Origin of the sequence: Halalkalibacter okhensis (genome assembly GCF_000787375.1) — a bacterium.
GTDB lineage: Bacteria > Bacillota > Bacilli > Bacillales > Bacillaceae_D > Halalkalibacter > Halalkalibacter okhensis.
In genome coordinates this window covers 26789-52067 of sequence record NZ_JRJU01000027.1, presented here as the reverse complement: position 1 = coordinate 52067, position 25279 = coordinate 26789, and the positions used below count along the sequence as shown (strand labels likewise).

22 protein-coding genes are annotated in these 25279 nt (G+C 36.7%); 20 read left to right on the top strand and 2 right to left on the bottom strand.

All coding sequences use genetic code 11. From position 1 onward, the window contains the following. The first annotated feature begins 335 nt into the window (after window positions 1–335). The 15 genes from LQ50_RS17425 to LQ50_RS17350 all read left to right on the top strand — a co-directional run bounded on the left by LQ50_RS17425 (window position 336) and on the right by LQ50_RS17350 (window position 16129). A complete protein-coding gene (locus LQ50_RS17425) occupies window positions 336–866 on the top strand; it encodes a CBO0543 family protein (RefSeq protein WP_052144826.1) in 531 nt (176 codons plus the stop codon). Window positions 867–1060: 194 nt separating this feature from the next. Beyond that, on the top strand, window positions 1061–2104 hold the full coding sequence (locus LQ50_RS17420) for an ArsR/SmtB family transcription factor (RefSeq protein WP_034631703.1): 1044 nt from the start codon (window positions 1061–1063) through the stop codon (window positions 2102–2104). A gap of 13 nt (window positions 2105–2117) precedes the next feature. Next, window positions 2118–3341, top strand: coding sequence for an MFS transporter (locus LQ50_RS17415; RefSeq protein WP_034631701.1), 1224 nt, complete (start codon window positions 2118–2120; stop codon window positions 3339–3341). 62 nt (window positions 3342–3403) lie between these two features. Beyond that, window positions 3404–3658 (top strand): DUF2164 domain-containing protein, encoded by a 255-nt coding sequence (locus tag LQ50_RS17410; protein WP_034631699.1) that lies wholly within the window; start codon window positions 3404–3406, stop codon window positions 3656–3658. Between the two features lie 4 nt (window positions 3659–3662). Further along, on the top strand, window positions 3663–4427 hold the full coding sequence (locus LQ50_RS17405; protein ID WP_034631698.1) for a class I SAM-dependent methyltransferase: 765 nt from the start codon (window positions 3663–3665) through the stop codon (window positions 4425–4427). Window positions 4428–4586: 159 nt separating this feature from the next. Next, window positions 4587–6071 carry a flavin monoamine oxidase family protein gene (locus tag LQ50_RS17400; protein WP_034631696.1) on the top strand — a complete coding sequence of 495 codons (1485 nt, stop codon included), beginning with the start codon at window positions 4587–4589 and terminating at the stop codon, window positions 6069–6071. A 216-nt stretch (window positions 6072–6287) separates the two neighbouring features. Continuing rightward, the gene (fdhA, locus tag LQ50_RS17395; RefSeq protein ID WP_034631694.1) at window positions 6288–7505 is read left to right on the top strand and encodes a formaldehyde dehydrogenase, glutathione-independent; all 1218 of its coding nucleotides are present in this window, start codon (window positions 6288–6290) and stop codon (window positions 7503–7505) included. Window positions 7506–8027: 522 nt separating this feature from the next. Next, a complete protein-coding gene (locus tag LQ50_RS17385) occupies window positions 8028–8558 on the top strand; it encodes a lysine 2,3-aminomutase (RefSeq protein WP_373279218.1) in 531 nt (176 codons plus the stop codon). Window positions 8559–8560: 2 nt separating this feature from the next. Next, a complete protein-coding gene (locus LQ50_RS17380) occupies window positions 8561–8833 on the top strand; it encodes a YokU family protein (protein WP_034631690.1) in 273 nt (90 codons plus the stop codon). Between the two features lie 42 nt (window positions 8834–8875). After that, window positions 8876–10183 carry an aspartate aminotransferase family protein gene (locus LQ50_RS17375; protein ID WP_034631688.1) on the top strand — a complete coding sequence of 436 codons (1308 nt, stop codon included), beginning with the start codon at window positions 8876–8878 and terminating at the stop codon, window positions 10181–10183. A 14-nt stretch (window positions 10184–10197) separates the two neighbouring features. Then, window positions 10198–10896 (top strand): CoA transferase subunit A, encoded by a 699-nt coding sequence (locus LQ50_RS17370; protein WP_034631686.1) that lies wholly within the window; start codon window positions 10198–10200, stop codon window positions 10894–10896. After that, window positions 10881–11549, top strand: a complete 669-nt coding sequence (locus LQ50_RS17365; RefSeq protein ID WP_034631685.1) for a 3-oxoacid CoA-transferase subunit B — start codon at window positions 10881–10883, stop codon at window positions 11547–11549. The genes LQ50_RS17370 and LQ50_RS17365 overlap by 16 nt, the downstream gene beginning before the upstream one ends. Before the next feature lie 18 nt (window positions 11550–11567). Next, a complete protein-coding gene (locus tag LQ50_RS17360; protein WP_034631684.1) occupies window positions 11568–12845 on the top strand; it encodes a peptidase in 1278 nt (425 codons plus the stop codon). Window positions 12846–13280: 435 nt separating this feature from the next. Next, the gene (locus LQ50_RS17355) at window positions 13281–14612 is read left to right on the top strand and encodes an allantoinase (protein WP_034631683.1); all 1332 of its coding nucleotides are present in this window, start codon (window positions 13281–13283) and stop codon (window positions 14610–14612) included. A gap of 83 nt (window positions 14613–14695) precedes the next feature. Next, on the top strand, window positions 14696–16129 hold the full coding sequence (locus tag LQ50_RS17350; protein ID WP_052144825.1) for a YfcC family protein: 1434 nt from the start codon (window positions 14696–14698) through the stop codon (window positions 16127–16129). Between the two features lie 198 nt (window positions 16130–16327). On the opposite strand, the gene LQ50_RS17345 is transcribed toward LQ50_RS17350, so the two are convergent. After that, complete coding sequence (locus LQ50_RS17345) at window positions 16328–16633, bottom strand: hypothetical protein (RefSeq protein ID WP_034631681.1); 306 nt, start codon at window positions 16631–16633, stop codon at window positions 16328–16330. Between the two features lie 552 nt (window positions 16634–17185). On the opposite strand from LQ50_RS17345, the gene LQ50_RS17340 reads away from it, so the two are divergent. Further along, window positions 17186–18097: a PhzF family phenazine biosynthesis protein gene (locus LQ50_RS17340; RefSeq protein ID WP_034631709.1), complete on the top strand. Its 912-nt coding sequence runs from the start codon at window positions 17186–17188 to the stop codon at window positions 18095–18097. Window positions 18098–18107: 10 nt separating this feature from the next. On the opposite strand, the gene LQ50_RS17335 is transcribed toward LQ50_RS17340, so the two are convergent. Further along, on the bottom strand, window positions 18108–18602 hold the full coding sequence (locus LQ50_RS17335; protein WP_052144828.1) for a ribonuclease H-like YkuK family protein: 495 nt from the start codon (window positions 18600–18602) through the stop codon (window positions 18108–18110). 315 nt (window positions 18603–18917) lie between these two features. On the opposite strand from LQ50_RS17335, the gene gnd reads away from it, so the two are divergent. The 4 genes from gnd to LQ50_RS17315 all read left to right on the top strand — a co-directional run bounded on the left by gnd (window position 18918) and on the right by LQ50_RS17315 (window position 25186). Then, window positions 18918–20327, top strand: a complete 1410-nt coding sequence (gnd, locus tag LQ50_RS17330) for an NADP-dependent phosphogluconate dehydrogenase (RefSeq protein WP_034631677.1) — start codon at window positions 18918–18920, stop codon at window positions 20325–20327. Between the two features lie 118 nt (window positions 20328–20445). Continuing rightward, window positions 20446–22137, top strand: a complete 1692-nt coding sequence (locus LQ50_RS17325) for a M3 family oligoendopeptidase (protein WP_034631675.1) — start codon at window positions 20446–20448, stop codon at window positions 22135–22137. Window positions 22138–22202: 65 nt separating this feature from the next. Further along, window positions 22203–22790 carry a YdcF family protein gene (locus tag LQ50_RS17320; RefSeq protein ID WP_034631673.1) on the top strand — a complete coding sequence of 196 codons (588 nt, stop codon included), beginning with the start codon at window positions 22203–22205 and terminating at the stop codon, window positions 22788–22790. Between the two features lie 251 nt (window positions 22791–23041). Next, on the top strand, window positions 23042–25186 hold the full coding sequence (locus tag LQ50_RS17315; RefSeq protein WP_034631708.1) for an ATP-dependent Clp protease ATP-binding subunit: 2145 nt from the start codon (window positions 23042–23044) through the stop codon (window positions 25184–25186). The last annotated feature ends 93 nt before the right edge of the window (window positions 25187–25279 follow it).

The window sequence follows — 25279 nt, the reverse complement described above, 5'->3', positions numbered from 1 at the left end:
TATGTTCATGTTTATTGTATTTCCAATTCATTATAAAAATCCTCTCCTAGCATGGAGCATTAGTTTGCTTATTATCTTACTGATTGTGTTGAATTTCAATTTATCCCCATATTTCAAATAAAAAAGAGTTAGTTTTAATTAAGATCACAAATTATAGTACACATGAGTTCAGCTGTATTTTGCAATAAACAGTCAAGCAATGAAAATGAAAAAATATATTTAAAAAAATTTGCATTTGCAAATATTTTTTTGGATCTGAGTTAAAATATGACTAGTTTCTTTGAGATGATATTGTACTAATTAAGATTTCTATTGATTGAATGGAGAGTGAACATGTGGGGGTAATTCAAAATTTATATACAAAATCTAAGAAGAGAGAACAGATTATTTTAAGGTCAGTTTTGATTTTCGGGTTAATTAGTTTACCTTTTTCTTTTCATAAACCACCAATTAAAGATTGGTTAATTGTTTTTTTTACTAAAGCAACATTATCTAGCTTTGTGGCTAGTTATCTAACAACAGAAGGAGGAATTAAATTTCCGGTACGATACAAACCTGACCGTTTTGGGATAAGTATTGTTTTTGATTACTTGCTATTCCCACTATTATGCGTTTGGTATAATCAACTTACTTACAAATCTAAGTGGTTTCTAACGATCTGTAAGGCGTTTTGTTTCAGCATACCGATGACGTTAATTGAAATTCTTTTAGAAAGAAAAACACAAACAGTTGAATATAAAAAAGGATGGTCTTGGCTAACTACATTTATTTCATTAACTGTAACATTCTGGTTAGTAAGAGGGTTTATGTCTTTGATAAGGTTTATTGATCAGAGATCGATATTAAATGTGGAAAGAAATCCTTAAGAATAACAAAAGGAATTAACGATATAGAAAACGTATTTTGATTATAAAAACAAAATACGTTTTTTGTTTTTTTATGAAATACGCAAACAATATATTCAATTAATATAGAAAATTAAATTCAAAAATTATTGAATGTGTTGTTTCGAATAAATTATAATGGTATCAATTAGTCATTTAATTATAGAGGTGATGAAATGGAAGTATTACATGTAACAAGCAGAAAAAGGGAAACGTATGAAGTTCAGTTTGCTTATTCACCATTGTGGGAATGTGCGCTTGGAATAGCAGCTATCACCAATTCTAGATTAATTGAAACGCTAGAAAGATCAACAACCTACTGGAGAGAACTTAAAGGATCCTTTCCCGATGATTATTTACATCATTTGGAATATGTAGAGAAAAACAATACTTGGAAAGCGCTATTACAACTGCTTCACCAAAAAAACTACAATAACCTGGAAGAATTTTGTTCGAGTATCAAATTGCTGCAGGATGTTAATTTTAAATTCATTTGTCTGCCATTCATCGGGAATGAATTCCAGCAAATAAGAAAAAGTGCTGCACTAGGTGAAGAAAGTGCTATCTCTGAATTGAAGAGGGTAACAAGTGAAAATCCTTTTTTTCCTCAGTACATTGAGTTCATTGGTACGTCTAACGTCGATAAGCTTAAAGATCATTTAATAGAGGTTATGACAGGATGGTATGAAATGGTTATCACCCCAAATATAGAACAGACGTGTCAAATTCTACAGACAGATTACGAGTCTAAAAATAAAATGAAAGTAAAAATGTCACCTGAAGAGCTTGTGCATTGGACAACAGGTGGAGTCAACTATCCCCCTGAACCAAGTGTACATAAAGTCCTGTGTATACCACAGTATGTCTATCGCCCTTGGAATATTGAAGCTGATATTGAAGATACGAAAGTTTTCTATTATCCGGTAGCAAATGAAAGTCTGTCGCCAAATGACAAATATATGCCAAACCATTCTTTAGTACAGAAACATAAAGCGTTAGGAGATGAGATAAGGCTTCGAATAGTGAAGTTGTTATCGGAAGACGACCGCACATTACAAGAAGTTACCGATCAGTTAAATATGGGGAAAACGACCATTCATCATCACTTAAAAATATTGCGAGGAGCTAAAATTGTTGAAATGAAGGGAACGAAATATTCTCTCAATGCCAATGTATTAGGAATACTTTTCAAGGAATTAGATCAGTACATTAAACAATGATAAAGGAGAATCTATGAAATCTTCTATATTTAAAAATCGGTCGTTTGTTTCGGCGTGGTTAGGAAATGGAGTATCCGAACTAGGCGGTGCCTTTGGAACCTTTTGCAATTCCATTTTAATTTACCAACTTACAGGCTCTACTTTAGCGTTAGGGAGTATGTGGCTTTTGTATTTTATTCCATCCCTTTTTCTTCAGCTATTTATCGGTCCGTATATTGATCGTTGGAGTAGAAAATGGATTATGGTGATCTCTCAATGGATAAGAGGATTCATATTCGTCATACCTTTAACTGCATTAATCTCAGGCAATCTTGAGGTATGGCATATTTATGTTGTGCAGTGCGTCGTTGGTTTAGTCACTCCACTATATGTCCCTGCTAATCACGCTATTACACCTACTATTGTAAAAAAAGAGCAATTACAGTTAGCGAACGCATGTATTGACGGAACCGCCCGTTTAATGAGCTTTTTATCTCCATTATTAGCTGGAATCGTGATTGAATTTACGAGTGTTCCATTTACCCTTCTTTTTGTGAGTTTCTTACTTTTTATTAGTGGTATTTCATTACTATTTATTAGAGAACAAAGAAGAAAGCTGGAAATAAGAAAAACTTGGATAGCAGATTTTATGCAAGGAGTAACATTTTTCTTTACTCAACGAGTGGTTGTATGGTTAGGGGTCTTTTTAGCTTTTGTTCAATTTGGAGTAGGCGTGACCATGGTTACGACTCTTCCGTATATCACAGAAGAATTAGGAGGAACAGTTGCTGAGTATGGATACTTTATGGCTGGCTTCCCAATTGGGTACATAATTGGTGCTATACTAGTATCTAAGATTAAATATAAAAGCCGAAGAATGCTGATGCTTGGTTCTCTTTTCATTGGAGGCCTAACATTCATTGCTCTTTGCTTTAACCAAAGTATCCCTTTTGCGATCATAACAGAAATAATCGGTGGAATCGTAATGGCTATTTTTAGTATCCATAATACGACGATTGGCCAACAAACTATACCAAATCATCTCATGGGAAAAGTTTTTTCCGTACGTTTGCTTATCATAAGAGGAGCCATGCCATTGGGGGTTCTAATTGGTGGAATCGTAAGTGAATTAGTTGGTGTAAGACCATTGTATCTATCCATTGGCTTAATGATTAGTGTCGTTTCTCTTGTTGGAATGATTTTGCCGTATTTTAAGTTTATTGATGAGAAGATAAGTAGCGTGAAAAATGTTTCTTAGTAATTATACTTTAAACGGTGGTACGTACAGAGTTAAATAATAACCAAAAAAAGGAGAATTTTATGTATATGAAGCTTTCAAATGAACATAAGGCACAAATAAAAGAAAACTTAAAAGAATATTTCTATAATGAGCGTTCCGAAGAAATAGGAGATTTGGCTGCAGAAAATTTACTTGATTTTATTATTAAAGAAGTGGGTCCTTATTTTTTTAATCACGGAGTTAATGAAGCAAAAGATATGTGTGAACAAAAAATGATAAGTTTAGAAGAGGATATCGCTTCTCTTGAAAGACCGATTAAACGTAATAGGAGTTGAAAACATGTATAGTTATTATAGTAAACTATCTTCATATGTTTATAATCTAGATAAATATGTGGGTCTATCATTTGGCGACGTGGAATTTTATAGTGATAGATTAGCTTCTTGTAAGGGGAAAATTCTTGAACCAGGTGTAGGAACGGGTCGCATTCTCATTCCGCTTTTAGAAAAAGGCTTGGAAGTGGATGGATTTGATGTTTCTGTTGAAATGTTAAACATATGCCGCTCTAATTGTGAAAAAAGAGACTTGAATCCACATCTATTTGTAGAGAAAATGGAGGCGTTTTCACTAGATAATCAATATGAAGCAATTATCGTACCGACTGGAACATTTTTACTAATGCATAACAGAGAGAATTCGCTGAGAGCATTAAGGAATTTCTATAATCACCTCTCTAATGACGGAAGGTTGATTATCGATATTTTCCTGCAAAATGAATTATCGATTAACATAGTCACAACAAGAACTTGGGAAACTGAAAATGGTGATATCATTACATTAGAAAGCAAAGTGGTTGAAGTTGACTATATCAACCAATACTCCGTCTCTCACCATCGCTACGAAAAATGGAGAAACGGGGTCCTACTACAAACAGAACTAGAACGATTTCCACTTCGGTGGTATGGTATCGAAGAGTTTAAAATCGTTCTTGAACAGATTGGTTTTGAAGATATTGTCATATCAGCCGATTATAAACAAGGACAATATCCAACTAATTCAAGTAAAATCATTACATATGAAGCAGTCGTTCATAAGAGGAAGTAAAATTAAAATTTGGCACATTCATTATAAAAGCGATTGCTCTATATAAAGGCGGTCGTTTCTTTTTGTTTTTGATCATAATTTCCCCCTTAATCTGAATAAGATGACAGTAATTTAACAGCTGTAAATGAGTTTCGGTCTTATCAGTAGAGGAGGAAAAGGATGTTAAACTACGTATTCCCAAAGTTATCCTCGGAAAAAATGATTTCCATTATTAGGAATGGACTGAATAAAAGTGAAATCCCGAAAAAAATTATCATTATTGGGGCAGGGATGGCTGGACTTGTCTCAGCATCTTTACTTAAACAAGCTGGACATGATGTGACAATCCTTGAAGGGACCGACAGGGTGGGAGGACGAGTCTATACATTAAGACGTGATTTTAGAGATGATCAATTTTTAGAAGCAGGCGCCATGCGCATTCCTCACACTCATTCATTAACGATGGAATACATTAATAAATTCAACCTTCCTCTAAATACGTTTATCAACTCAACTCCTAACGATATTATTTATGTTAGAGGAAAAAAAGTCCGTTTCCGTATGTATGAACAAAACCCTGATATCTTACGCTTCCCTGTCTATCCACATGAAAGGGGAAAAACGGCTACAGAGTTACTACAATTAGCGATTAAGCCAGTGACTGATATGATCGAACAAGACCCAAAAGGAAATTGGCCCTGGATTATACAAGAATTGGATAAATACTCAATGGACTTTTATTTGAGATACAATCCTTTTGGTTTCACATTATCTCCAGGTGCGATTGAAATGATTAAGGTACTATTAACTCTTGAAGGTCTGATGGAGCTATCTTTTTTAGAGATTCTGCGTGAATTGTTAGTCATATTTACTCCTGAGATCCGGTTCTATGAAATTACGGGGGGCAATGACAAACTACCGAATGCTTTTACAGATGAGTTACAAGATAATATATATTACGGACAAAAAGTGAAGAAAATTGTACAGCACGATAATCAAGTAACTGTTCATGCTATTCATAAAATTTTGGAACCAACGACAATAACGGGTGACCTCGCAATTGTTACGATTCCTTTTTCAGTATTGCAATTTGTGGAAATTGTTCCGAGGGATTTATTTTCCGAGAACAAGTGGAAAGCGATACGGGAAATGAACTATGCTGGCTCTACTAAAACAGGAATCCAATTTAGAAACAGATTTTGGGAGAGACAAGGTTTATTTGGTGGGCAAACGGTCACAGATCTTCCAATTAAATATGTTCAATACCCAAGTCATGGCATTGGTACACAAGGATCAGGTGTCATATTGGGTAGCTACACGTGGGATGACGATGCTATTCCTTGGGATAGCTTGGAAGATGATGAACGTTTGGAATATGTTCTAAGAAACTTGGCGACCATTCATGGAGATCAGGTATACCGTGAGTTTCAAGGAGGTGTAAGTCATAGTTGGCTTCGATATCAATATTCTGCTGGGGCTTTTGCGATGTTTAAGCCAGATCAAATTAAAGAGATATCACCATATATAGCCACTCCTGAAGGAAGGGTCCATTTTGCTGGGGAACATGCATCAACGACTCACGCTTGGATCCAAGGAGCAATCGAATCAGGAATACATGCTGCTTATGAAGTGAATGACCTACCTAGAACTTACTTTCGTTATTAGTCATTTGTAGACATCATCGATAGCAGGCTAAAGAGTCTGTTATCGATTTTTTACTGTTGTTAAGAATAAGATAATAGTAGTAATTTTGTGAAAAATTAGTGTTTTTTTAGGCTTGTTCCGCTCTCGACAACTTTGTCCTTGTACTTTTGTGTATACACGGTATCATGAAGATTGTAATGTATACGCTTACAATCTTGTTGATTTGGGAGTGATTATATGACAAAGAATCGTGCAGTTGTTTATGTTGGACCGGGAGATGTAGAAGTACGAGATATTCAATATCCAGATTTAATCTTACGAGATGGCCCAGGAGTGAATCCTTTAAACGTAGGTAGAAAATGTAATCATGGAGTAATTGTTAAAGTGGTAACAACGAATATTTGTGGCAGCGATCAGCATATGGTCCGAGGTCGCACAACAGCGCCAAGTGGTTTGGTGTTAGGACATGAGATTACTGGTGAAGTAATTGAAGTGGGTAGCGATGTCGAATTTATTAAAAAAGGCGATCTTGTTTCTGTTCCTTTCAATATTGCTTGCGGTCGCTGTCGCAGTTGTAAAGAACAGGATACCCATATTTGTGAGAACGTAAATCCAGATCGACCTGGATCTGCTTACGGCTATGTAGATATGGGAGGCTGGGTAGGTGGGCAGTCCGAGTATGTGATGGTGCCATACGCGGATTTTCAATTATTGAAATTTCCTGATAAAGATCAAGCACTGGAGAAGATTCTTGATTTAACGATGTTATCTGATATTTTCCCAACTGGCTACCATGGGGCTGTGAGTGCAGGGGTCAAACCTGGATCTACAGTGTATGTGGCCGGGGCAGGGCCTGTCGGTTTAGCAGCAGCTCACTCTGCACAGTTGTTAGGAGCTTCAGTTGTAATTGTTGGAGACTTGAATAATGAACGGTTAGAGCAAGCAAAAAGTTTTGGGTGTGAGATTGTTAACTTAAAAAAACACCCTGATTTAGGCGAGCAAATTGAGCAAATTCTAGGTGTGCCTGAGGTAGACTGTGCGATTGATTGTGTGGGATTTGAGGCGTCAGGTCACGGAGAAGGAGCAGGTGAAGCTCCTGCTACAGTTCTTAATTCGATTATGGATGTAACAAGAGCTGGAGGCCGATTAGGTATTCCAGGACTGTACGTAACGGGAGATCCGGGTGCAGTTGATGAAGAAGCAAAAATTGGTACGTTAAAAGTTCGTTTAGGTTTAGGTTGGGCTAAAGCTCATACGTTTGTGACAGGACAAACTCCAGTGATGAAGTACCATCGCGATTTAATGATGTCTATTTTAAGTGGGAGAGCACAAATTGCTAAAGCGGTTAATGCAACATTAATTTCTCTTGATCAAGCACCAAATGCTTACAAAGAGTTTGATGGAGGGGCTTCTAAGAAGTTTGTGATTGATCCGCACAATTTGGTAAGTAAATAGCAATAATTATAAAAGTCAGAAATCTCATGCATATGTTATGAGAGGTTCTGGCTTTTTTGTTGCTTATTTTCATAAGAACATTAGAGAAAGAAGTGGCATGAATTATGTGGGATAATTAACGTGCAATCAAATCAAACATCAAAAAGACGAGACTTAATTTGTTTTTTTTTGATACTCGTATGATTAACTATGAAACTTTGTAATTACATAGCATTTGAAAAAAGGACGAGGCTAGTAAGGTATTGGACTTGCAAGTTTTGGAATTACATGAATATGAATCTATTAAACAACTAAGAAAGGTGGTACATCATGAAAAAAACCAAAGGGAACAACATCTTAAAGAGCCGCCATGTACGATTATAGAACTTAATAAACCTAATTTTGAACGAATGGCTAAAGCATTTTTACAATTTTATAAACAGACTCGAAAAAGGGGATCCATCTAGGAATTTGAGAGTTTATTTGATTTTTCTCTATTAATTTTTCGGTTAATCTATATGTGTCATTAAATACTGGTTTTCTTTGCTTGAAGAAAGCCAGTATTTTTGTTGTTTAAATAGTGACCTATGCCATATTGGAGTACTCCCTTATCACAATTGTTTTTTTAGACTTCATTTAAAAAATAACGTACCTACATTTGTAGTGGACGCTCCAGGCGGCGGGGGGAAAATTACACTTCAGCCGAACTATATGATTTCTCAGAGCCCAGAAAAAGTAGTTCTTCGAAATTTCGAAGGTGTAATTACAAGTTATCCTGAGCCAAAAGGGTACGTCCCTGGACGTGCAGAAGAATATTTCAGCAATATTTATCAAAATTACGAAAATAATCATACAAATACGGGGATATCATCGTTATTGAACGATGAAGAAAAAACCATCGTTCCAAAATCATTAGAACGGTACAATCGGCGCTCAAGTTATCAAGAAAATGAAGGCTATACAACGCTAAAAGACCGTCGCGAAAAGCGTGATGAATTGAAAGAGAAAAAGTATCAAACTGAATTGAAAAAATATAACAGTAATTCAAGTTCACAGAATCAGGAGGGAGTGTGAAAATGAGGTGTGAATGGTGTGAGCAGCATGAAGCAGAGAGGATAAGATGTACCGTTTACTGGGAACTTCCTGATGGAACACGTGCGATTGAAATAACTGACACACCAGGATTTGAATGTGAAAATTGTGGCATGGAATATCAATCCGAAGAAGTGATACAAGAAATAGAAGATCAATTATTATTAATTAATACAACTAAATTAGAAAAAAGCATAAATTACGAAGAACTTATGAAACAACCAAGATTACTAAAATATAATTATTTTCGTTTTTAATTACTAGTATTAATGCCCTTAATAAAAGAGCGAGGGATGTAAATGAAACGTTCATTACTCATTAAACCTATGATGGATGAAAATTATCCTATAGCGGTTCGAGGAGAAGGAATTTATTTATATGATGTAGATGGAAAAAAGTATCTAGATGGTTCATCAGGAGCAGTAACCGCAAGTCTTGGTCATGGTGTCCCCGAAATCTTGGATGCGGTCTATGAACAGTCAAAACATGTATCATTTGTTTACCGTTCTCAGTTTACAACGATGCCTGCCGAAAAACTAGCGCAAAAATTAAACAAATGCATTCATTCTAAAGAGGATTATTGGTCCTTCTTTGTAAATAGTGGATCAGAAGCCACTGAAACAGCGATGAAAATAGCTATTCAACATTTTCAAGAACAAGGGAAACCACAAAAAAACAAAATTCTATCTCGTTGGGTTAGTTATCACGGAATTACAATCGGAGCGTTATCCATGTCTGGACATGTGAAACGCCGTGAACGATTTGTTCCACTTTTAGAGGAATATCCAAGCGTTTCGGCACCACATTGTTATCAATGTCCACTTGACAAAATATTTCCTGATTGTCAGCTTGCTTGTGCCAGTGAGCTTGAAACTGCTATTACTCGAATTGGGGCACAGCACATTGCTGCTTTTATCGCCGAACCTATTGTAGGTGCAGCAGGCGGAATTATCATCCCTCCAGATGGATACTATCAACAAATCAAAAAGATATGTGATCACTATAATATTTTATTTATCACAGATGAGGTGATGACAGGGTTAGGTCGAACAGGGAAAATGTTCGCTCTTGATCATTGGAGTATTTCATCAGATATTATAACGATTGGAAAGGGCCTCAGCGCTGGTTATACTCCGATTGCTGCAGCACTTGCTAGTGATAAAGTAATGGAACCTATTTTACAAGGTTCCAGATCAATTATGAGCGGACATACATTTAGCGCCAATCCTCAATCTGCTGCCATTGCACTAGCTGTTTTAAATTATATTGAAAAAGGGAATTTGGTAGAAGAAGTTGCAAGAAAAGGTGATATCCTTCTTCAAAAACTATATGTGTTAGCTAAAAAATTTTCACTAATAGGGAATATCCGTGGCAAAGGCTTATTGATTGGCGTGGAATTTATCTCAAAATCTTCTGGTGTGTTAACACAAAAAATTGTCAATAGCGCAAGGGAAAAGGGGCTCCTTCTTTATCCTGCATCAGCAGGAAGAGAAGGAGTCGAAGGAGATGCCATCATTATTTCACCTCCTTTTACGATTTCAGAAAAAGAGATCAATCTTTTGGTTGAGCTTTTTTCAGAAACATTACATGAAGTACAAGGAGATTAAGGGGGGCAAAACTTGTGCAAAACAAACGTAATTCTTTAAATAAAGTCCGTACTCTACAAGAGGCAATGACGTATATGAATAATGGTTGCTCTCTTATGTTCGGTGGATTTGGAGGGGTTGGCAACCCTCCATCTCTCATTAATGGACTTTTGGAAAAAGGAATCAATGACCTCACGTTGATAGGAAACGACGCAGGATTTCCAACAATTGGAATCGGTAAGCTTATTAGTCAAGGAAGAGCAAAAAAGCTAATCGCATCACATATTGGATCGAATCCTGTTGCTGGCCAGTTAATGGTGGATGAAAAACTAGAAGTTGAGTTTTCGCCACAAGGGACGTTAGCTGAACGAATTCGTGCAGGAGGCGTTGGGTTAGGTGGCGTGTTAACAGATATTGGTCTTGATAGCATGATGGAAGATGGAAAGCAAAAAGTAGAGGTGGAGGGCAAAACATATCTAGTAGAAGCTGCATTAAAAGCAGATGTAGCGATTGTCTATGCAAAGAGAGCGGACGAATTTGGAAACTTGATTTATGAAACAAGTGCTAGGAATACAAATCCTTTAGTTGCGATGGCCGGAAAAATAACGATTGCAGAAGTAGAAGAAATCGTACCTGTTGGAAATTTACATCCTTATGAAATTCACACTCCCGGTATATTTGTAGATGTAGTCGTTCAGAGCAAGGGGGTAGATTGGAAATGGGCATGGGAGTAAACATTCGTGAAAGGATAGCGAATCGTGCCGCACAAGAAATAAAGGATGGAATGATGGTTAACTTAGGAATTGGAATTCCTTCTCTTGTAGCGAATTATCTGGAGGCAGATTGTCAAGTTATGTTTCATGCTGAAAATGGGGTACTAGGCATTGGCAAAGCTCCAGAAAAGGGCCAAGAAGACCCTACACTTTGTAACGCAGCGGGATATCCTGTTACGACCGTGCCTGGTGCTTCTTTTTTTGATAGTGCGACGGCCTTTGGCATGATTCGTTCGGGCTATTTAGATATTACTATTTTAGGAGGCTTAGAGGTTAGTGAACGAGGAGACCTTGCCAATTGGATTGTCCCTAAAAAAAGGGTACCGGGGATAGGCGGCGCCATGGAACTCGCGAAAAAAGCTAAAAGAGTTATCGTTGTAATGAACCATACAAATAAAAACGGAGATGCCAAAATCGTAAAGAAGTGCAAACTCCCTTTAACAGCTAAAACCTGTGTCAACTTAATAATAACTGATATGGCAGTAATTGAAGTGACAGATCAAGGACTCATTTTAAAAGAAGTAATGGCACCTCACTCAACTCAGGATGTAATAGATGCAACAGAAGCATCATTAATAGTCCCAAATGAAGTCAAAATAGTGGAAGAGTTTTAGAAGAAAGGGGGAACAAACATGGAGAATCATCAAGAGATTCGCGAGAAACTATCAAACTGGTTACAGACCCAACGATGTAAGGGAACTCATTTGCTACAAAAATTAGTTCAAGCTCAAAGCACGCAAGGGAATGAAGCGGATGCTCAAAAAATCATAATTGATACATTAACTAAAATGAAGTTAGAAATAGATGTGTGGGAACCGGATGGAAAAGAATTAAAAGCACATCCGTATTTCGCATCTTCAAAAGATAATTTTCAAGGAAGCCCAAATGTAGTTGGTGTGTTGAAAGGAAAGAAAAATGGACGTTCCATCATTTTAAATGGGCATATTGATGTCGTTCCAGAAGGAGATCTTGAACAATGGGAAGATGATCCCTATAGTGGCAAAGTGAGGGATGGTAAGATGTTCGGTAGAGGAGTAACAGACATGAAAGGAGGAAATGTGTCCCTTATTTTAGCTATTCAAGCCATTCAAGCCATGGGTATCCAACTTAAAGGAGATGTGATCTTTGAGAGTGTGATAGAAGAAGAAAGTGGAGGTACAGGAACGCTCGCTAGTATTGTAAGGGGATATCGGGCAGATGCGGCCATCATTCCGGAGCCAACAAATATGAAAATATTTCCTAAACAGCAAGGGTCCATGTGGTTTCGCATTCTAGTGAAAGGACGCTCTGCTCATGGTGGAACAAGGTATCAGGGAATAAGTGCGATTGAAAAAGGGGTACTCGTTGTAAATCATATTCTCGCACTTGAAAAGGACAGAAATAGTCGTATTACGGATCCATTGTATGAGGGTATCCCAATTCCTATCCCGATTAATATAGGGAAAATTGAAGGCGGACAGTGGCCATCATCCGTTTGTGACCTGGTTAAAATTGAAGGGCGAATGGGCGTTTCTCCAGATGAAACAATGGAGGATGCTCAAAAAGACATGGAGCAATGGTTACAAAAGTTAGGGGAAACGGATACATGGTTTGCGCATTTTCCACCAAAGTTAGAATGGTTCGGTGCGAGGTGGCACCCAGGTTCGATTCCTATAACGAACCAGTTAATGACGGCGTTAGCCAAAAACTATCAGCTTATTCTAAAAGAAAAACCATTGATAGAGGCATCCCCCTGGGGTACAGATGGGGGGTTGCTCACAAAGCTTGCTGAAACTCCTTCCATAGTATTTGGACCTGGAGTGACGGAAAAAGCACATTTTCCAAACGAGTATATTGAAATTAATAAGGTATTTGAAGCAGCAGAAATTATCGCCTTAACTATAATAGATTGGTGCGAGATCGATCAATGAAGAAGGAAGTGGAAAAATAGACAAACTTAGTGAAGATCACATGGACGGTTTCATTCTGTGAGGTTTATTTACAGAATGAAAAACGTTTCTAGAGCGATCTGTAACGTAGTTTGTCTTATTTTTGTTTTTCGAATAATTATAATTCCCATCTAAGTTTGTAGTAAATGACTCTAAAAAGGACTTTAACAATGTAACGGTTTACATTTGTTAGATTTTCAAATAGGGTGTGAAATTATCTAACATTATTCACCAAAGGTTTAGAAACATCTGATAAAACTGAATCATAAGATAAAAACAGTTTAACAGGTTATTTTTTTTATGTAGACATTGTGCACGCTAACTAATTTTTCTGTTTTTATTTAGTTTAAATGGCTAATGATCAAATTCATATAATCTTTTACACTCATTACAGTAATATTGACAGGGGGCATTTACATGGTTTTTGATACGGTTATCCTTTCTGGAACAATTGTAACTGAAAGTGATGTTTTTGATGCAGATATAGGAATACATAACGGCAAGATTGTCACTATATGTGAATCAGGATCCATTGAGGTGGGGGACGCAAAAGTTATTGATGCTAGTGGTTTGCATTTATTTCCAGGGTTAGTTGATGTACATGTTCATTTTAATGAACCTGGGAGAGATTTGTGGGAAGGCTTTGAAACAGGGAGTAAAAGTCTAGCTGCTGGTGGGGTGACGACATTTTTTGATATGCCGCTAAATAGTAATCCCCCCACTACTACGAAGGAACGCTTTTTAGAAAAACAGCAGTTAGCTAACGAGAAGTCGATCATAGACTATCGATTATGGGGTGGTTTAGTACCAGATAATATTGAGCGTTTAGAAGACCTACATAAAGAAGGAGCTATTGGCTTTAAAGCCTTTATGTCAGAGTGTGGCACAGATGATTTTCAGCATGCTGATAATGATACTCTATTTAAGGGAATGGAAAGGATTGCTGAATTAGAGTCAATTTTAGCGCTTCATGCAGAATCAAATGAAATGATTAATTATTTAACAGATAAAGCACAAAAGGAAAAGCGTTTATCCATTCGAGATTACTGCAATTCAAGACCAGTGCTTTCTGAACTAGAAGCTGTAGAAAGGGTAGTACGATATGCGGAGTTAACGGGTTGTAAATTACATATTGTTCATGTAAGCAGCAAAAGAGTTATCGAACGGATTAAAGAAGCAAAAGAACAAGGTATTGATGTAACTGCAGAAACATGTCCTCACTATTTGTGCTTATCCATTGAAGAATTTGAAAAGATTGGACCTACTGCCAAGTGTGCGCCTCCTCTACGAGAAAGACAGGAAGTGGAAGGTTTATGGAATTCATTAAAAAAGGGGGATATTGACATCATTAGTTCAGATCATTCTCCGTCACCTCCAGATTTGAAAGCGCAAGAAAGTATATTTGAAGTTTGGGGAGGCATTGCTGGCTGTCAAAATACATTGCATGTTCTCTTGACAGAAGGCTACCATAAGCGTGGTGTCCCATTATCAAAGATTGCTGAAGTTACTGCTCTTAATCCTGCCAAACGGTTTGGTTTGTTTCCGAAAAAAGGGTCAATTCGAATAGGTTCAGATGCTGATTTAACCTTGATTCAACTTAATGAAACGTTTGTGTTAAAAGCAGAAGACCTCAAATACCGACATAAAATAAGCCCGTACATCGGAAAAACGTTTATCGGAAAGACGAAATACACCTTGTCAAGGGGTCAATGTGTATTTGAAGAGGTCGATGAAAAAACTAGTGTCTAACACTAGTGTAGAATCTATATACTGAATATTCGTAATTATCAATTAAAGAGAGACATCGAATTGAAGAAAAAGGAGTGGGAAAAATGAGAGCAGAAGCGCGCGTTACACCAATAGAAAATAAAAATAATCAATCGAAAAAGAAATTTGCTTTTCCTCATATTTATGTAATTTTATTGATTTTTGTCGCTGTTATGAGTATTGCGTCATATTTCATTCCTGCAGGTGAGTATGAACGTGTTGAAGGGCCAATGGGAAGAATGATGATTAACCCAGATGTCTTTACTTTTATTGAGTCAACACCCATTGGGATTATGGAATTTTTAACAGCCATTCCTCAAGGCATGGTAAGTGCTAGTTCTGTTGTCTTTTTTACATTCATGATCGGTGGGGCGTTCATGGTTTTAAAGGATACTGGGATTATTCACTTTGGTGTAGACCGATTAACGAGAACTTTTATTAGTAGGAAAGTATTAATTATTCCTGTTTTATTAATCACATTTTCGATCATCACTGCTTTTATTGGTACACCCGAGTTAGCTTTAGTATATGTACCAATATTGATTCCTCTTATGATTAAGTTAGGCTATGATAAAATGATGGCTGCTGGAGTAGCCTTAATTTCAACCACAGGTGGCTTTTTAGCAGCACTTACTAATCCTGGTACAGTTGGTCTTTCTCACCAAATTGCTGAATTACCTATATATTCAGGCGCAGGATATCGCTTTTTATTATTATTAGCTATTATTGCTTCAGGTGTGGTCTTTTTAATTCGCTATGCTAAAAAATTAGAAAAAAACCCGCATTTAGTAAAACAAAGCTTAAAAGAAACAGCTTCACAACACATATATGAAGAGAAAAGGTATGAAATTACTACAAGGCAAAAGGTTGCAGGATTAGTTGTTATCTTCATGTTTGTCGGGATGATTTATGGAGTATTGACACATCAGTGGGATTTTATTAAATTAGCAGGCTATTTCCTTGCGATGGGGGTTATTGTCGGAATTGTTGCAGGTATGTCAGGAAATCAAATTAGTGAATCTTTTAATAAGGGGTTCCGAGATGTATTACTCGGTGCAATGATTATTGGTGTTGCTCGTGGCGTAGCTGTTGTGATGGAAGAAAGTCAAATTATTGATACGATCATCTACGGTTTATCACATGTTGTTAGCAGCTTACCATCATCCATCACCGTATTAGGGATGTTAGCGACACAAGGATTGTTTAATTTCTTTGTACCTTCCGGAAGTGGTCAAGCTTTAATTACGATGCCAATCATGATTCCGTTAGCAGACATTGTAGGAACGACAAGACAGACTGCTATACTAGCATTTCAAGTTGGAGATGGACTATCAAATATCATTTTCCCGACTTCTGGATACTTTATGGCAACGATCGCCGCTGCAGGAATTTCTTATGGAAAATGGGCTAAATTTATTTTTCCATTGTTGATCGTTTGGTTTTTGATCGGATGTGCATTTTTATTAGTTGCTCATGCTATTACATGGGGGCCTTTTTAAATAAATCAGAAAAACGTGCGAATCTCCTAGATTCGCACGTTTTTTTAATTATGCTTTGTTTTTCCATAAATCAAACATCGCATGGGTAAATTCTATTCCTTGATATAAAAAAATGCTTAATGCACTCGCAGAGAAGACTGCCACTGTAATTAGTCGAATCCAAATCACATGTATTCCTCCTTTCAGCTAACGATTTACTTAGGAATATATGTCGTTTTGAAAATAATTCGACTTAAAAAAGACAGCTAATAAGAAGTGCTTTCCTCTTGTTATATACTTGTTTACAAAGTTTACTAGATTTAAAAAAGAAACTAAATAAATAAACAAGATAATTGTTGATGCTTTAACACTTTGGGTTTTCTGTTCTTGAAAATCATTTACGTGACTGAGTTCAATAACAGCCTCGGCCCCATAGCCTTTTTCCTCAAAAGATTTTTCAATTGGAAAAGAGGTGTTCAAAAACAAATAAGCCATTCCTGAAACGAAAAGAATTATAAAATTCATGCTTTTCACCTCTTTATAAGTAGAAAAATCATACCATGAACGTTAACACGGTGAAATAGGCTTAAATAACTAATATTCAAAAAGGACAGTCCTAAAAGTAGTAAAAGTATATAGAATATACCACAAGTTGAAAGATTTGATGTCATGATTCGCAGTTTCTTACATAAGTTTAAAAAGGACGAACTGTGAGAGGAGAATGACTATGTCAGACCTTTTAAAATCCTTATATTTTCACTGTTTTTAAGTGTTCTGTGGGTGATCCCTCGATTTGGTTTAATTGTTCAATGGATTTTAGGTCATGTATGGCAATCCATAACCATCGGTGTAGCCATTATTATTTTATTCCTTGTAGGAAATTGGCTTAAACCAAAAAGAACTCATAAAACTCAAAATGAAGCTCTGAACATCGAAAAATCACAAGGTTAATCTATTGCGTACAATTCCCAAAAAAGTGGGGGGTTTTTACTTCTAGAAACACATGAAGACTAGATTGCATTGGATAAGTCATCTATGATAATAGTGCAAAAGAATTTAATTGAAAAGAGTGATGACATGAAAGGGATTAACATTTATCACGTTGATGCGTTTACGGATAAACCGTTTGGTGGAAATTCCGCTGGAGTTGTACCCAATGCAGAATTTATTAGCTGTGTACACATGCAATCTATTGCTAAAGAGCTTAATTTATCGGAGACGGCTTTTCTTATGCCACCACAAAGTACTGCAGCAGATTTTCGTATTCGTTATTTTACTCCAAGTAGTGAAATTGACTTTTGTGGGCATGCAACCGTTGCTACAGCCTGGTTAATGGGAACAATCGGTGAATGGGCCACAAAAAAGAACATGATCACGTTTGAAACAAACATTGGTCATGTCCCGGTTAAGTTTGAGATCAAGGAAAATTCATTACGGTCTGTTATCATGACTCAAATAGAACCAAAAGTAAAAAAGATAGATACTGCCTTAGTAGAATTAGCAAATTATGTTGGCTTAAAAAAAGACGATATTGAAACCGATTATCCTATTAGACTTGGCTTTACAGGGAACTGGCACTTACTTATTCCTGTCAAAACGCGCAAAGCCATTGATGAAGCTATACCACAAATCGATAAACTAAAAAAACATAACAAAAGCCATAATATTTGTACGACACATTTATTTACTTTTGATAGCCAAGAAGAGGATTGCTTACTCTATACTCGTGATTTCGCTCCTGCTGTTGGAATTCCTGAAGATCCTGTAACGGGTGCAGCAAACGGGGCGCTAGCTGGATACTTAATTCTTGAGGGAATCCTAAGTGCAGCAGAAGCTCACACATTTAATATTGCGCAAGGTCATAAAGTTGGAAGACCAGGTAAGGTTGAGATTATAATAAGTTTCATCGATCATAAGCCAATTATAAAGGTCGGTGGCAGTGCAGTGCCTACAATTGCTGGTACTTTATTAGTAGAGGAAGAAAAGTAAACTGTAGGTATTAACCGCCTACTTTTTTTGTGTATTTATTTGCATAGCTAGAGGCAACGAAGGCATCGGGTTTTATTTTAGGTTCGACCCCCATGGTTTCAAGTCTCGTAACCATTTCTTGTACATATTCACGCGTCTTATTTCGTTGTCCGGATCCAATATCAATATGGCCTTCGATAGAAAAAGTGGCTCCCTGGTATACATATGGTAAGACAATATCAATCATTTTGTTCTTTTTTGAATCGGTAAACATGGAGACAATTTCTTCAGTTAAAGTGGTCTCTAATGATATCCTTTCATGTAAATGAAGCATTTTTCTGGGGACCATGATTTTTCGGATACAAGCCCACGCACCTTTTCCGGTATTCTGAATGACGATCCCCGTAATAAAGACAGTACACCGTGCGTGAACCTGTGAATCTGTTCCAACCATTAAGCGATAGTTGCCTCGTGGGTTTAAACTCATAAATTTAAGAATGCGCTTGAAGACTTGTTCAAACGACATGTTTTTCTCTTGTAAATTTTGAAACTTGTAGTGTAACCTTTCTTGTCGTTTCAAATGATCACCTACATTTTTCTTGGTATACTATCCATCATATGCAAGCAAGCTGTATTTATTAGTTAAATCAGAAAATTAAGGCTACTGCCCCAATAATTTCAAATGAATTAGTAAGAAATATTTGCGAGTTAGTTGGAGTGGTAGTAATATAGATAGAGTATTCAAAAAAAACTCTACCCAGAAATTTTGTTGTGAGAAAATAATAATGTATTGGGTAAAGTTCGAGCACACTAAAGAAAGAAAATATTAGGAGTGGTAGAAATGAGTAAACAACAAGTTGGAGTTATTGGACTTGCGGTAATGGGTCGTAACCTAGCGCTTAACATTGAAAGCAGAGGATATGGCGTTTCTGTTTATAACAGATCTTCTGAAAAAACGGAAGAAATGTTAAAAGAAGCAGAAGGTAAAAATGTAGTAGGTACATATAGCATCGAGGAGTTTGTCGCTTCATTAGAAACTCCAAGAAAAATTTTATTAATGGTAAAAGCTGGTTTTGCTACAGATGCAACGATTGAACAGCTGTTGCCACACTTAGAAAAAGGCGACATTTTAATAGATGGTGGAAACACATTCTTTGAGGATACTCGTCGTAGAAACAAAGAACTTGCTGAATCAGGTGTACACTTCATTGGTACAGGAGTATCTGGTGGTGAAGAAGGTGCGCTTAAAGGACCTTCTATAATGCCTGGAGGACAAAAAGAAGCGTATGATCTTGTTGAGCCTATCTTAAAAGATATCTCTGCAAAAGTTGGTGGAGATGCTTGTTGCACATACATTGGCCCAGATGGTGCTGGCCACTATGTAAAAATGGTTCATAATGGAATTGAATATGGTGATATGCAGTTAATTTGTGAATCTTACCACCTAATGAAAGATGTTCTTGGATTAAGTGCACAAGAATTGCATGAAACATTCAAAGAGTGGAACGAAGGCGAACTTGATAGTTACCTAATTGAGATCACAAAAGACATCTTCACAAAGGTGGACGAAGAAACAGGAAAGCCTATGGTTGATGTCATTTTAGATACAGCTGGCCAAAAAGGAACGGGAAAATGGACAAGCCAAAGTGCGCTTGACCTTGGTGTACCATTATCGATCATTACAGAATCTGTATTTTCTCGTTTTATTTCAGCAATGAAAGAAGAGCGTGTGAAAGCAAGTAAAATCCTTAGCGGACCGAACACTACATTTGATGGAGATAAAAAAGAATTTGTTGAAAAAATTCGCAAAGCATTATACTTAAGTAAAATTTGTTCTTATGCTCAAGGATTTGCCCAAATGAAAGTAGCTTCTGAAGAATATGATTGGAACTTAAACTTAGGGAATATCTCTATGATCTTTAGAGGAGGGTGCATTATTCGTGCTCGTTTCCTACAAAACATCAAAGAAGCGTACGATCGTGATGCGAACTTAACGAATCTTTTACTAGATCCTTACTTCAAAGAAATCGTAGAAAGCTACCAAGAAGCGGCTCGTGATGTAGTGGCTACAGCTGTTAAGCTCGGAATTCCTGTTCCAGGTCTTGCAAGCGCGCTAGCTTACTATGACAGCTATCGTACAGAAACGCTTCCAGCTAATCTTCTTCAAGCACAAAGAGATTATTTTGGTGCCCATACGTACCAACGTATTGATAAAGAAGGAACATTCCACACGAACTGGATGGAAAAATAAAAATTTTGTTAGGTGGCTTCGACTTAGTCGAGGCCGTCTTTTTTTATATGGATAAATTTGTATTTATTATTACATTGTATTCTGGTACGATGAGCTTACCTGATAAGGAGGAGGATTTATGTCAACATTTTATGTAGAGAAACTGGACTTTAAAGAGCCAAAGAAAATAGAAGATATGTTTGATGCTTTGTTACAAAAATCTACGGACACTGTAGAAGAATTAGAATCGTGGCTTAAAAAACAGTCAGAGCTATTTGATGCCATTGAGGAGGCGATGTCTGGGCATTACATCGACTTTCAATGTCAAAGTGACTCTAAAGATGCAAAAGACATTTTTGAGCACGATCAAAGTGTCATTGATCCCCTGTATAAGAAATATGCTTCTTTGTTTGATGATGCGTTTTTATCTTCTAAGGCAAAAGATCAATTAGATCCGCTTTTGTATGAACAGATAATTAAAAGAAAACAAAATGCAAAAGAAATTTTCAGGTTAGACAATATTGACCTTGAAGTAAAAGAAGATGCACTTGCAACGAATTATTTTGAACATACTGGAGGGCTCACCGTACATTGGGGCGATGAAGAACTGACATTAAGTGAGCTTTCTCCATACATACAAGACTCTGATCGAGATACACGACAAAAAGCTCTTACATTATTATATGAAGCAATACAATCTAAAGAAACAGATCTCCAACAAATCATGAACGAACTAATTGTGTTACGTCAGCAAAAAGCTCAAAATGCCGGTCTCCCTAATTTTAGAGATTATATGTTTAAAAAATATGAGCGTTTTGATTATACACCTGAGGATTGCAACGTTTTGGCCGAATCGATTCGTAAATACGTCAAACCACTAAAGGAAAAATTACAGAAACAACATAAAACAGAACTAGAAGTAGACACGTATAGACCGTGGGATAGACAAGGTGTACCACAAGGTCAAAAACCATTGCAGCCATTTAAAACGATTGAGGAGCTTGTTAATAAATCGAAGGTCATCCTTGAAAACCTTGATCCACGTTTTGCTGAGCTATTAACAACGATGAATGAACGGGGTATGCTTGATTTAAGTAGCCGAAAAGGAAAAGCTCCAGGAGGTTTTTGTTCGAATCTCCCTGTATCAGAGCTTTCATTTATTTTCATGAATGCTTCAAGAACACAAGATGATATGATCACATTGCTTCACGAAATGGGACATTGCATTCATAATGATTTAATGAGAAAGCAACCAATTGGAGATTATCGAGAGACACCAATGGAATCAGCAGAACTAGCAAGTATGTCAATGGAGCTTTTATCTATGGATCAATGGAGTCTCTTTTATGAAAATGAAGCAGATCTGATTCGAGCAAAGAAAGAGCAGCTAAAAGGAATCATCGATTTTCTTCCTGTAGGCATGATTATTGACCAATTCCAGCATTGGATGTACGAGAATCCAGAACATACACCTGCTGATCGCAATAAAAAATACAAAGAGTTAATGATGGAACTTGATTCTAATGTAGTTGATTGGCAAGGGTTTGAGAAGTGGCAGCAATCAGCTTGGTTACGTGTTCTCCATATATTTGAAGTTCCGTTTTACTACATCGAATATGTCATTGCCCAGCTAGGAGCGGTCCAAATATATAAACACTACCGCGAACATCCAGAACAAGCACTAAAAAATTATAAAAGTGCATTAGCATTAGGTTCATCGAAGTCATTGCCCGAAGTCTATGAGGCTGCAGGCATCCGATTTGATTTCTCTGAATCAATGATTCAAGAATTAATGTTGTTTCTGGAAAAAGAAATAGAGCAACTAAATTGAATTAAAAAGAGTTGTCATTTGCTTGGCAGCTCTTTTTCGAGGCATCTTTTAGAAAGGAGACAGGCATGATTAGGACCAAAGGTTTTCTACCTATAATTATATCTGGATTTATTATTTTGCTAATTTATGTTTGCTTTTTGCATGTTCAAATACTTCGATATTGTTCGGTTGAGATGGATGAAGAAATTGATTATGTCATTATATTAGGAGCAAGTGTAAAAGGGACGGAACCATCCTTATCCCTTCAATATCGAATCGATGCTGCCGCTCAGTATTTATTACAGAATATAGAGGCTGTTGTCATAGCTTCAGGTGGACAAGGTCCGGGTGAAGACATATCAGAAGCTATGGCTATAAAAACAGAGTTAATGAGAAAGGGAATTGATGAATCACGTATATACTTAGAGGATGAGTCTACTTCGACTGTCGAAAACATCAGCTTAGCAAAAGCATATCTTCCAGAGTTAGCAGGGAAGGGGCTCGTTGTTACGAATTCGTATCACATATTCCGTGCGATACAGATAGCAAAAGATAACGAACTAGACGTTAGCGGCTTGCCAGCAAAAACACCTAGAGCTGTTTTAGTTCAATCTTATGTAAGAGAATATTTAGCTTTAACCAAGTATTTCTTAACTAGAAAGTCGCGGAAGTGAGTACAATGTGTAGATTGTATGTAGAAGATCTGATATCTATTGGTACGTATACAACCCGAGTTTGCAAGCAAGCTAGTATAAAACACCTATTTATTGTGATATGGTTAAAAAAGGTCAAACTTTTCACTTGAAAAGTCAAATAAGGTCAAATATAATATCATTAGAACGACAGAATTATACAGCCTTAAATGGCTTTTCTTTTTATAAAATTGGTCAAATATAGTCAAAGTCAAAAGGAGGAGTTTGAAATGATTTTATGTGATAAATGTCAAACTAATCAAGCAAACGTGAAAATGAATTTCGTGATCAATCAATCAAAAAGACAACTTTCATTGTGTTCAGATTGTTACCATCAAACACAAAATCAATATGGAATGTCTTCATTTTCTTTAGATGATTTTTTTAATGGACTTATCCAAAATGAGATATCCGGTTCTACCAATAGTCTTTCACAACAACATGTTAAAGAAGCCGCCCCGAGCAACGGTGGCAATGGATTCCTTGATCAACACGGTCGTAATTTATCGGATGAAGCAAGACAAGGACGAATTGATGCTGTGATTGGGCGTGAAAAAGAAATAGAGCGCGTGATTGAAGTGTTAAATCGCCGTTCAAAAAACAATCCTGTTTTAATCGGTGAAGCGGGTGTTGGTAAAACCGCAATTGCAGAAGGCTTTGCTTTAAAGATTGTCAAAGGGGAAGTCCCAGCTAAGCTATTAAATAAGGAAGTATATGTACTCGATATCAGTTCACTAGTTGCTGGAACAAGCTATCGAGGGCAATTTGAGGAGAAAATGCAACAACTGGTGACAGAATTAAAAGAACGAGATAATGTTATTCTGTTTATTGATGAACTCCATATGATGGTGGGGGCAGGTAGTTCATCGGAAGGCTCAATGGATGCAGGGAACATTCTTAAGCCATCATTAGCACGAGGAGAGTTTCAAATTATTGGTGCAACTACATTGAAAGAATATCGAATGATTGAAAAAGACCCAGCACTAGAACGTCGCTTCCAACCTGTGGTTGTCAAAGAGCCAACGTCAGAAGAGGCTTTTGAAATATTAAAAGGGATTCGCCCTATTTATGAAAACTACCACAATGTTAAATACTCGGATGATGTATTAAAAGCATGTGTAACGTTGTCAGATCGTTATATTCAGGATCGCTTCTTACCGGATAAGGCTATTGATCTTTTAGATGAAGCTGGTTCGAAATTGAACCTAACTCAAGGTTTAACAGACAAAGGTAAGGTTCAAAAACGTTTAGAAGATCTTACTCGAGAAAAAGAAGAAGCAACAAAACAGGAGAATTATGAGAAAGCAGCACGACTTAGAGATGAAGAGTTTGAGCTAATGAAGAAATTAGAAAATGACGTAATTGAACCTGTGGTAGAAGTAACCATTGAGCACATTCAAGATATCATTGAAAGAAGTACAGGCATTCCTGTGAAGAAGCTCCAAAAATCTGAGCAGTCTAAAATGAAGGATTTACAAAGGAACTTAGCTAAAAAAGTGATTGGACAAGAGAATGCAATTGAAAAAGTATCGAAAGCAATTCTTCGTGCTCGAGTAGGATTAAAGCCCAAAAATCGTCCAACAGCTTCTTTCTTATTTGTTGGACCAACAGGAACAGGGAAAACGGAGTTAACAAAGACCCTTGCAGGTGAATTATTTGGTAGCAAAAACTCGATGATTCGACTTGACATGAGTGAATACATGGAAAAGCATTCCGTTTCTAAATTAATTGGGTCACCTCCAGGATATGTTGGTCATGATGAAGCTGGTCAATTAACTGAACAAGTACGAAGAAATCCATATTCAATTCTACTTCTTGATGAAATCGAGAAAGCTCATCCTGATGTGATGAACATGTTTCTTCAAATCATGGAAGATGGACGATTAACAGATAGTCAAGGGAGAGTGGTTAATTTTACTGAGACAGTTATCATCATGACATCAAACGCAGGTGTAACTGATAAAAAGCTTGGCGCAATTGGTTTTAATGAAACTGAAAGCGAGTCGGTACTTGCAACACAAAATGTTCTTGAGAGCTTGAGGGATTACTTTAAACCTGAATTTTTAAATCGAATTGATTCAATTATTGAATTCAGTCACCTGGAAAAAGATGACCTTATTCAGATTATTGATATCATGTTACAGGATTTAAATGCAACACTATCAGAGCAAGGTTTATCAATGACGATTACCGAAGTGGCTAAAGAAAGACTAGCTGAGCTTGGATACCATCAAGCATTTGGCGCTCGTCCGTTGCGCCGTGCTATTCAAGAACATGTCGAAGATCAAATTACGGCATTATTAATTCATAGTGAAGAAAAAATTACTACATTTAAAGTTGATGTTATCGATCATGATATTAAGGTGACTGGCAAATAAAGAATTCATTTTATAAAACACATGCTATTTAGCGTGTGTTTTTTTGTAGTTTTGAATATGTTTCTTCTTTGTTGAAATGAACGTTTAATTATG